The organism is Bacillus sp. DJP31 (assembly GCF_049310945.1).
Taxonomy (GTDB): Bacteria; Bacillota; Bacilli; order Bacillales; family SA4; genus Bacillus_BS.
In genome coordinates, this window is sequence record NZ_JBMERO010000033.1 from 26,675 (window position 1) to 36,222 (window position 9,548).

At 36.4% G+C, this 9,548-nt stretch carries 10 protein-coding genes; 3 read left to right on the plus strand and 7 right to left on the minus strand.

Annotated elements, in window-relative coordinates; all coding sequences use genetic code 11:
* Window positions 1-30 precede the first annotated feature (30 nt).
* The 3 genes from pyrH to ACOI1C_RS19935 all read right to left on the minus strand — a co-directional run bounded on the left by pyrH (window position 31) and on the right by ACOI1C_RS19935 (window position 1,521).
* A complete protein-coding gene (gene pyrH, locus ACOI1C_RS19925) occupies window positions 31-765 on the minus strand; it encodes a UMP kinase (protein ID WP_422512315.1) in 735 nt (244 codons plus the stop codon).
* A gap of 246 nt (window positions 766-1,011) precedes the next feature.
* Window positions 1,012-1,347, minus strand: a complete 336-nt coding sequence (locus tag ACOI1C_RS19930) for a redoxin domain-containing protein (protein ID WP_422512316.1) — start codon at window positions 1,345-1,347, stop codon at window positions 1,012-1,014.
* Between the two features lie 3 nt (window positions 1,348-1,350).
* Window positions 1,351-1,521: a hypothetical protein gene (locus ACOI1C_RS19935; RefSeq protein ID WP_422512317.1), complete on the minus strand. Its 171-nt coding sequence runs from the start codon at window positions 1,519-1,521 to the stop codon at window positions 1,351-1,353.
* A 229-nt stretch (window positions 1,522-1,750) separates the two neighbouring features.
* On the opposite strand from ACOI1C_RS19935, the gene ACOI1C_RS19940 reads away from it, so the two are divergent.
* On the plus strand, window positions 1,751-2,533 hold the full coding sequence (locus ACOI1C_RS19940) for an aldo/keto reductase (RefSeq protein ID WP_422512324.1): 783 nt from the start codon (window positions 1,751-1,753) through the stop codon (window positions 2,531-2,533).
* Window positions 2,534-2,803: 270 nt separating this feature from the next.
* Complete coding sequence (locus ACOI1C_RS19945) at window positions 2,804-3,547, plus strand: efflux RND transporter permease subunit (RefSeq protein ID WP_422512318.1); 744 nt, start codon at window positions 2,804-2,806, stop codon at window positions 3,545-3,547.
* A 372-nt stretch (window positions 3,548-3,919) separates the two neighbouring features.
* Here the strand turns inward: ACOI1C_RS19945 and ACOI1C_RS19950 are convergent, their stop codons facing one another.
* Entirely contained in the window at window positions 3,920-4,318 is a 399-nt protein-coding gene (locus tag ACOI1C_RS19950) for a hypothetical protein (RefSeq protein WP_422512319.1), read from the minus strand.
* A 320-nt stretch (window positions 4,319-4,638) separates the two neighbouring features.
* On the minus strand, window positions 4,639-5,976 hold the full coding sequence (locus ACOI1C_RS19955) for a polysaccharide biosynthesis protein (protein ID WP_422512320.1): 1,338 nt from the start codon (window positions 5,974-5,976) through the stop codon (window positions 4,639-4,641).
* 160 nt (window positions 5,977-6,136) lie between these two features.
* Between ACOI1C_RS19955 and ACOI1C_RS19960 the strand changes: the two genes are divergently transcribed.
* Entirely contained in the window at window positions 6,137-6,481 is a 345-nt protein-coding gene (locus ACOI1C_RS19960; protein ID WP_422512325.1) for an EAL domain-containing protein, read from the plus strand.
* 49 nt (window positions 6,482-6,530) lie between these two features.
* Here ACOI1C_RS19960 and ACOI1C_RS19965 read toward each other — a convergent pair whose 3' ends face one another.
* A complete protein-coding gene (locus tag ACOI1C_RS19965; protein WP_422512326.1) occupies window positions 6,531-8,549 on the minus strand; it encodes a putative bifunctional diguanylate cyclase/phosphodiesterase in 2,019 nt (672 codons plus the stop codon).
* A 415-nt stretch (window positions 8,550-8,964) separates the two neighbouring features.
* Window positions 8,965-9,548: hypothetical protein (locus ACOI1C_RS19970; protein ID WP_422512321.1), on the minus strand; the 584-nt coding region annotated here is incomplete at its 5' end.

Sequence of the window (9,548 nt, forward strand, 5' to 3'; positions counted from 1 at the left end):
CATATTCATCCATTGGTGCAACTTTTAGAGTCAGCAAAGCACACTTTGCTCATGGCTTATTAATGTACCCACATGTTCTCCAACACAAAGTCTTTTCATGACTCCGGATTGATCAAAGTTAAAGACATGTACAGGTAGATTGTGGTCCCGAGCCAGGAGGAGTGCCGCTTGGTCCATCACTTGAATGTTTTGGATAACAACGTCTTGATAATTTAAATGTCGATACATTCTCGCCGTTCTATCTCGTTTGGGATCGCTCGTAAATACGCCATCCACTCCTTGTTTTGCCACTAAGATAGCCTCACAATTTGTTTCGAGAGCTCTTTGTACACTTGGATAATCAGTTGTAACAAAAGGCTGTCCATTTCCCCCTGCAAAGATGACAACATAACCTTTTTCTAAATGGTGGATGGCACGAAGGCGAATATAAGGTTCTGCAACTGTCGCAACAGGAACAGAGGTCATGACACGTACTTCTTTACCTGTCTGTTTTTTAAGTACACCTCTAAGCATTAAACTATTGATAATGGTGCCCATTGTCCCAATATTGTCTGCTTCCACTCGGTCGATTCCCCATATCTCTGCAAGCTTTCCTCTAAAGATATTGCCTCCACCCACAACGATGGCAACCTCTATTCCCAATTGAACAATTGACTGCACCTCATCAGCAATGTGATTGAGACGTTCTGGATCAAAGTTCTCTCCATCTTCACCTGCTAATGCTCCCCCGCTTAGCTTGATTAAAACACGCTTGTATCTAATCATCCTAAAAAACTTCCTCCGCTTTTTCGCAAAAAAAAGAACAATAGCCTAAGCCATTGTTCAAAAAATAAATAAGAGTGACTGAATGAAAGAACGATACATGTATTCATACAGACCACTCCCTTCATTGATATTTGCTAAATCTTCATAATTATATAGACAGTTAACTAATATTTCAACGATTTTTTACTATATATATGAGAGGATTTCAGAATTGATACATTCATATCTACTTTAAAATATTGGCTGTCATTTCGTTTCTAAATGGTCCTTTATTTCCTCAAGTGTTGCATCAAGTTGCTCGCCCCAGTGGTCATTTTTCGTTGAGAAAACAACCGTTCCATCCTCAGAAAGAAGCCCATAGCCACGGTAAGCAATATCATTGTTTTTCATACCCATTTGCTCAATCAGTGCTAATTTCGGATCTGATATAAATGGAACACTTTCGCCAAATTGTTCTTCCAATGCTGTGAAAAGCTCCTTTTGTTGCGCGGGCTCATCCCCACTCACGATATACATATCCACACCTAACTCTTTAAACATGTCTAGATTCTCATGCAACTGAACCAGCTGCTGTTGACACAATGTTCAGGTGTAGGTCGTCATGAAGAAAAACAGCACCGGCTTACTACCTGGAAACGTAATTTCGGTACCGTCCTGGTTCTTCAACACGATAGGTTCACTAACCGCGGCTTGATTCCCACAAGCAGCAAGAAAAAGCATACATAATCCTAGCAAAGTTAGTACGATCTTTTTCAAAATAATCACCACTCCCAACTTATCAATTTAGGCATTTCTACCCATTACTTTTAGTACCTAATTATACCTATAAGTTCATATACAGCTATCAAACAACCTTGTACTACTTTTAATTGAGCATTTTATTAACCTGTATGCGAAAATAGACTAGTAAATCAACTAAAATTACTGGAGGTAAACGATATTGAATAGATTACAGTCTACAACCACCCTACATAACGGTGTCTCCATGCAATGGCTTGGACTTGGCGTTTTTAAAATAAAAGAAGGTACTGAAGTCGTTGATTCTGTAAAAGCAGCTATTAAAAACGGGTATCGAAGTATTGATACCGCAACCATCTATCAAAATGAAGAAGGTGTCGGTCAAGCTATTAAAGAATCCGAGGTCGCACGCGCAGAGCTTTTCATCACGACGAAGGTATGGAATTCTGAACAAGGCTATGAATCCACTCTCCAAGCATTTGAAACTAGTCTTGAAAAGCTTGGACTGGACTACCTTGATTTGTATTTAATTCACTGGCCAGTAAAAGGGAAATACAATGACACGTGGAAAGCCCTTGAAAAGCTATATAAGGATGGTCGTGTCCGTGCCATTGGTGTTAGTAATTTTAACATCCATCATTTAGAAGATTTGATGAGTAATGCCGAAATTATGCCAATGGTAAATCAAGTGGAATATCACCCACACCTCACTCAAAAGGAACTTCATGAGTTCTGTAAACAGAATAGTATTCAGCTTGAAGCATGGTCTCCACTTAAGCAAGGCAAGCTTCTTTCTGAGCCTACTTTGATTGAAATCGCTGAAAAATACCAAAAATCCACGGCTCAAATTATTTTACGCTGGGATATTCAAAACGAAGTGGTTACCATTCCAAAGTCTATCAAAGAGAGTAGAATCATTGAAAATTCTAGTATTTTTGATTTTGAACTAACATCAGAAGAAATGATGAGGATCGATGGACTTAATCGCAATGAACGAAATGGTTCTGATCCAGATAACTTTGATTTTTAAAGAGATAACAAGTACCCTTGATTCGCACAAGTGTGATCAAGGGTTTCCTCATGTCTATGCTCCCACTAACCATTACTCTCAAAAAATCTCCATAAGACTGAAGTCTTACTTAAATGTAGATCTTTAGAGCATTCTAACTTTAGCTGCATTATTTTAACATAAAACATAGGAAAAATTTACAAACTATATCCACTTTCAAGGTATTTTTTTAGCCTGGAAGCATTATAATCAATTTGGTGTATATAAACACGAAATCAGAGGAAATCATTTATGAAGTCAATTATACGGTTTAGTATGAACAACAACGGAATTGCCTTATGTCTTCTCATCATGCTAGTTGTCGGGGACGGCATTTATTCCCTTCAGCAAATCAATATCGAAAAATACCCGAACATTGATATCCCGTATTTAACCGTATTAATCGTCTATCCCGGTGCATCCCCAGAGCTCGCTATGAAAGAAATCGGTGAGCCTTTAGAAAAGGAATCAATGAATGTGGATGGGGTCAAAAATGTCTATTCAGACGGACTTGCAAACGCTGTGTATGCCACAATGGAGTTTGATCTTTCGGTCAAGATGGATGATGCGGAACAACTAATACGAACGGCTGTCGATAAAATTAAACTACCCGAAACAGCTGAAGCACCAGAGTACATTAGAGAAGGACCTGAACCAGATCCTACTGTCTATTCGGTCGGAATCTATGCAAAAGGGCAATTAGTTAAGGTTCAATCTTTTGTAAAAGACAAGATGGTACCCGAACTTGAATCCATTGAAGGCGTTAGTTCTGTTCAATCAGATGGACTATTTGATAACAAAATTTTCATTAAAACTCTCCCAAATGAACTGCTAAAGTACGGTCTAAGTCTCGAAGATGTGAAGCAAGCCATCATCTCAAATAATATGTCAATCCCAACAGGTAATGTCGATCTATCAAGTGCGGTGTTTCCAGTACGTCTAGATAACGAACTTGCATCAATTGACGAAATAAAGAATTTGGATGCCTTCATCTGAATATATCAGCGATTATCTGAATATATCAGCGTTAAGCCATATTTCACTAAAAAAACTTTTTTGAAACACCCTATTCAGTTAACTACCATCTGTTCTTCTCTCCCAATCTTCTTCTAGCATTCTATATTGAGTGCTCTCTCTACTCGTTGTTAAGTTTAAGATTCTTCCTCGCTAATCCTTCGCGGACAAATCTCGACCCTTCTTCGTTTGGAATGAAAAAATGCCATAAATGAATTGTACGTACATTCATTTACAGCATTTTGAAATTTAATTAGAGTTTATCAAATTTTCTAATAACAAACAATGTTTAATATGTAAATGTTTGTGTTTTCTATTTTTTATCTATTAAATCAAATCTACTAATCGCAATGATCAAATACCCGAAACAATGATATCCTTACGCCTAAATTGTCCATTATCTCCCCAATAATAGCGAATCTTCATTGAAGAAAATAGTTCATCAATATGCTGAACAGCTGAATAATCCTTTAGTTTGACACCCTTTTCTACAACTAAAGTCTCTCCCTTTTTAAACGTGATCGGCTCGCCTACATTTTCAAGAACACTCTCTGTTTCGTTAGTCCCTTTTTCAACAGGAAACATTGCAATAAATGAAAAATCCTTCAGGTCAACCGCAGATATATTCTTCATTTTAAGCTGTAAGTGAACTAAACCTTGTTCACCATGATCCACTACATAATCAAAGGAAACAATGGGCTGAATTGTAAGACCTTCCTCAACCAACGAATGACGAATGTCCTCAATCTCCATTTGTAAGGCAGTTAAGCTTTTTTGGCCATCACATCCTGTGTTACGACCAGCATCAAAAGAATACAGGCTACCACTTTATTCATGCTCCCAGCTCCAATCTACTTCTCTAGCTCTATTATAAAGCAACATGGAATATCTTGGTATTGGGAAAATGCATGGTAGAATACATGCTTTAGATGATGAATTATCGGAGTAGTTGACCAACATGGTCAATCTACTTGATAAGTTTAATGAACCACTTAAAAAAATCCCACTACTATTTACTATCTACAGTGGGATTTCACCATTATATTGCCTAAGGTTTTTACCATAGTTACTGTTCATCTTAAAACATTTTTCATACCTTTTGCAGGATCTTTCAACCAAACTGACAGACCAATTCTTTGACAAATAGTTAAGTAATGCATGAGCATGATGAGCATAGCTCCAAAGTTCATTCCGATAATAACTCCTTGCATTTCTAAGTGGGTAGAACCTAATAGAAACATTACGATAAATTGAAAAACAGTCGACCAAACCGAGTGATAGAAGGCATCCTTAACAAGTCCTAATCCAATTAAAAAGGCCTGCATGGGTATGATAAAAAAATGAATGAAGAAATAGGGCCAAAGAATTTGCAGGTAAAGGGTAGCAGAAGATGATTGAAAAAAGATATGTGTTAACGGATCTGCAAAGAAATAAAATAAGAAAACTGCCGGAAATCCGTAAATCGCTGTTATGATCATGACTTGTTGCAAGATTTTTTGTAGTTTGCCAAACTCCTTCTTCTCATAAGCCTCCGATACTGTCGGAATCAAAGCTATTAATAAGGAGTGGGCAATAAATGCCGGAAAGAATCCGATACTCATTGCGACACCAGCCATTAATCCAAATTGTTCAGTAGCAAGTCCCTCTGGTACTCCAGACCGTAGAAGTGCTTCCTTGATTAGGAAAGGTTGGATTGCATGTGTAACGGCATGAAAAAGTCTCATTCCGGTTGTCGGAATGGACACGGCTAATAAATTTTTTTGAACCTCTTTTCGTGTCAGAACCGTGTATCTACCCTGTTTCACAAATTGCCATTGAATAAAAAAAGCATGTAATAAATAAAGAGTAACAACAAGCTCACTACCTATTAACGTACATAGTGCGATTAGAATGGCTGTGTTTAATTCGAATGAAAAAAGCTGATATAAAAAAACTAATAATAAGAGTTGAACGGCTTTCCTTAAAAAATTAGAAAAAGCAATTTTGCTCATATCTTGCTTTCCCATAAAGTAACCCTTTGCTAGCGAAGATATCGAAACAATTGGAATTAAGATAATGACTAACCACTTCACAAATGGATGATATTCACCAAAAATCGGCACATTTGGCACAATAAATAGACCAATTGCAACGAAAACAAAGGCTAATTTAATCGTGAATCTTGCTGCATGCTTCATCGTAGTTCGGTGATATTGTTCATCTTTTTCAGCAATATACTTTGAAATCGAGATAGGAAGCTCTAAGCTCGCAACAACAACCACTAAAAATATTGAAGGAAGAATGGTCATGAATAAGCCCATACCATGCTCACCTAACTGTCTAGCTAACACTAAATTTACAAAGAACTCTAAACATTCTCCAATAAATGCTGCAATCACAAGAAAAACTAATCCCTTAAAGAAAGTATTCATGCAAAGTCTCCTTGTCCCGTGATGGTTTGTACTATATACATATGAGACAAGTTGCCAGAATATCTACAGAAAGTTTTAATAATACGAAACTAGGTTTTCTAACAGCATAGTAAACTGGAAAATTGGAATACTTACACTAATTATTTTAGGCTTAAAGCTGATTGGAGTTAAGATCGCCTTAGATGATTTCGGAACAGGCTATAGCTCCTTGACCTACTTGAAAACCCTACCCATTGATTGTTTAAAAATTGATCGTTCCTTTGTTCAAGATTTATCAACAAACCCTAGTGATAAAAATATCGTCACGAATATAATAATCTCAATAGCTCACCACCTTAACTTATGTGTCACAGCTGAAGGCGTTGAAACAAAGAATCACTATCAATTCCTTACTGAAAATCATTGTAACCAAGCACAAGGCTTTTGGTTTAGCAACCCTGGCACTTATGATCAATTTTCGGATGTTATTGAGGAAATAAACAGGAAACTATTAAATCCACAATGATCCATATACAAAAAACACTCAGACTAATCCAAGTGTTCTTGCGGTCAACTTATGAAAGGGTAACAGCTTTTGATAATTTAGTACTTCGTTCTTTTACAATATAAGATTCCATCATCTCACTGCTTAATGGTCTACTGAACAGAAACCCTTGAGCATTTTCACAGCCTTGGTTCAGTAAGTAATGTACTTGTTCGCTCTCTTCTACACCCTCTGCAACTACGCGAAGCCCCAAGTTCTGGGCTAGTGTTAAAATGGCACTGGCGATTCCGCGTTCACTTCCTGTTTCGAGGATGTCCCCAATAAATGACTTATCAATTTTTATGGTTTGTACTTCAAATTGTTTTAAATGGCTTAAAGAACTATAACCTGTTCCAAAATCATCAATTGAAATTTGAATACCTAACTCTTTTATCTTTCGAATCGTTCTTAGTGTATATTCTGTATCGAGCATAGCAGTGCTCTCCGTAATCTCTAATTCTAGTAGAGAAGGAGCCAAGCCTGTTTCCTTTAAAATCTCCATTATGGTCAAAACTAAATTCTTCTTTGAGAATTGCTTTAATGATAGGTTCACTGAAATTTTATAGGACTCTTGATAGTGCTCATTCCAAGCTTGTACTCTCTGACAAGCAGTGCGAAGTACCCACTCCCCTATTGGAATAATAGTCCCCGTCTCCTCTGCTAAGTAGATAAAATCACTTGGTGGAAGAAGTCCCTTTTCATAGTGATTCCACCTAATCAATGCTTCAAAGCCGATTACTCTCTTATCTTTTAAACCAATGATTGGCTGATAATAAACCTCAAATTCATCTTTGTCTAATGCAAGAGAAAGATCTTCCTTTAATTTCAATTCCTTCATCAGACCTTCTTCAAGCTCTTTATTATGTAAGCAGTAAGTGTTCCTTCCTTCTGCTTTTGCATGATACATAGCAATGTCTGCTTTTTTCATTAGATCGTAAACAGAAACACCATCATTAGGAAATCTTGAAATCCCTAAGCTCGTTGTCACATGTATCTCATTTCCTTCAAGTGCAATTGGGGTTGAAATGCTTTGAATTAAAGATTCAGCATAAATCTCTAGGGCTTCCTTCCCTTTTGCGGATCTCAAAATAATTGTGAATTCATCCCCACCTAAACGGGCCGCATAGTCTTCTTCAGTGAGGGTACTTACTATCCGTTTTGAGACGGTCTTTAACAACTCATCTCCCAAATGATGACCATAATAGTCATTCACAGATTTAAAGTGGTCTAAGTCAAGGAAGAACAAATAAAACGGCTCTTTCTTTGCGATTAATTCTTTGATTTTATCCTTTAGGAATAATCGATTGGGCAGCTGTGTCAGCATATCATGATAGGCTAAAAAGTTGAGATCCTCATTCTTACTAGATAGCTCCAGTTGCTTCTCATTATACTGAAGCTCCCCATATATAATAGAAATAGAGATAAGTAATAAAAGGCTAATGAACTCAACCACAAAATAATCTGGATTCGAAGACACTTGAAATGCCTCAGTCACAGTAAAAATGCCACCAAATATGGCATGACCGACAATAAAGCCCAGTATCATTAAGTAATGCTGTCCTGTCTTTTTCTTCATACTATTTTGGTCGATTCGTAATTGCTGCTTGATTCGAAGTGTTAGAAATATACAACTAATCGTATAAATTAAGCCTATTAGTAAAGTTATCGGCTGGATGTCTTCCAGTAAAGCTAAACCAAAAGCGAGATATAGTGCTTCAACTAGGACAAAGCCAACTCCCAATATGACGCTTGCAAATAGGAGGTGTTTGGCGTTCTTCTTAGTCCCGATTTCTTTTAAATAATGAAAACAGAACGAACAGATCAACAAGGATGCTATAAACAGTGGAATCATTTCTAGAGATAAATAGTCTGATAGATTTCCTTGTCTAAATGATAAAATAAGAAGTATAGTCGTTACCCAAAAAACACTGGTCATGCCTATAGATATCTTAAACGAACGAAAATAGGAATTTCCAATCTCCTTCATAGAAAGCAATCTATAATAAAAGAAGAAGTTTACTAAAACGGCCAAAAACAAATAAAGTCTCATATCCCCCAACCAAAGCACCTCCTACTATATAAGATTTTGTATTTTTATAGTCCTTTTGGTATAGGTCAAGTTTACTATATTATAAGGTACTGGCATGTAGATAAAAAGATAAATGTTTGTAAATTTTTTCTGTGGAAGAATGTTCTGGGGATAGAACTGGGGACCTTAATCCTTAACTAACATCCAACTTGTAAGAATAACTTGCACTTTTTAAAGGAGTAATCCTGTGAACGCTTGACAAACATGATTCTTTTATATAAAAAGAGATCCACCCATAAGAGTGGACCTTTCAAAAATATATAATAAGGGGGGAATACCTTATATTCAACATTATTGCCATATTTAAAACTTTTATACACCTAAATCAGGAATTTTTTTAAAAAAACTCCCACTCTTCCAAACTTATCTCAACAAATCAGAGAACTTTGGCGATTTCAAAGCACCAACCCAGCCCGCCTTCAGCATGAAGCTGAGGAAGAATCGGGTTTTTCTTTTTACGATATGCAAAAATCATATTTAAAGTAAATAGTACAATTGATAGAATACACAGTAGAATGATCCCATTTTCAAACGTAATGTGGATGTTACTGGTGTCTTGAGTTATGAATCGTGTTACAACATCCCCACTCGAAATATAAGTGAAAGGATTCAAATGGGCAATGGAATGAAAAGCTTCATTAGATTTTAAGGTCATTGATGAACCTATTACCAGGACAATTGATACTAATAAGGTAACTAGATTATTTTTTATAAAGAAACTGATTAGTGAAATTAGTAAAACGATGTTAAGTATGCTTAGAACTTGAAGAGTTAACATTTTTATAGTCACAATCCAAATCGGTGCCGTTTCTGGTAGCTCTGTAGTAAACATTATTATAGGATATAGTATGCCTCCTGGACCATTAATAATACTAGCTAGCACAAAGCTTATAAGAAGTGTAAATAAATATATACATAATGCCAGCCATGCACTATATAAAATTTTCTTTGTAATTATAC

What these genes read in the sequence shown, in the direction of transcription:
- pyrH (WP_422512315.1), bottom strand. Translation starts at nt 765, where the DNA reads ATGATTAGATACAAGCGTGTTTTAATCAAGCTAAGCGGGGGAGCATTA.
- ACOI1C_RS19940 (WP_422512324.1), top strand. Translation starts at nt 1,751, where the DNA reads ATGCAATGGCTTGGACTTGGCGTTTTTAAAATAAAAGAAGGTACTGAA.
- ACOI1C_RS19945 (WP_422512318.1), top strand. Translation starts at nt 2,804, where the DNA reads ATGAAGTCAATTATACGGTTTAGTATGAACAACAACGGAATTGCCTTA.
- ACOI1C_RS19950 (WP_422512319.1), bottom strand. Translation starts at nt 4,318, where the DNA reads ATGGAGATTGAGGACATTCGTCATTCGTTGGTTGAGGAAGGTCTTACA.
- ACOI1C_RS19955 (WP_422512320.1), bottom strand. Translation starts at nt 5,976, where the DNA reads ATGAATACTTTCTTTAAGGGATTAGTTTTTCTTGTGATTGCAGCATTT.
- ACOI1C_RS19965 (WP_422512326.1), bottom strand. Translation starts at nt 8,549, where the DNA reads ATGAGACTTTATTTGTTTTTGGCCGTTTTAGTAAACTTCTTCTTTTAT.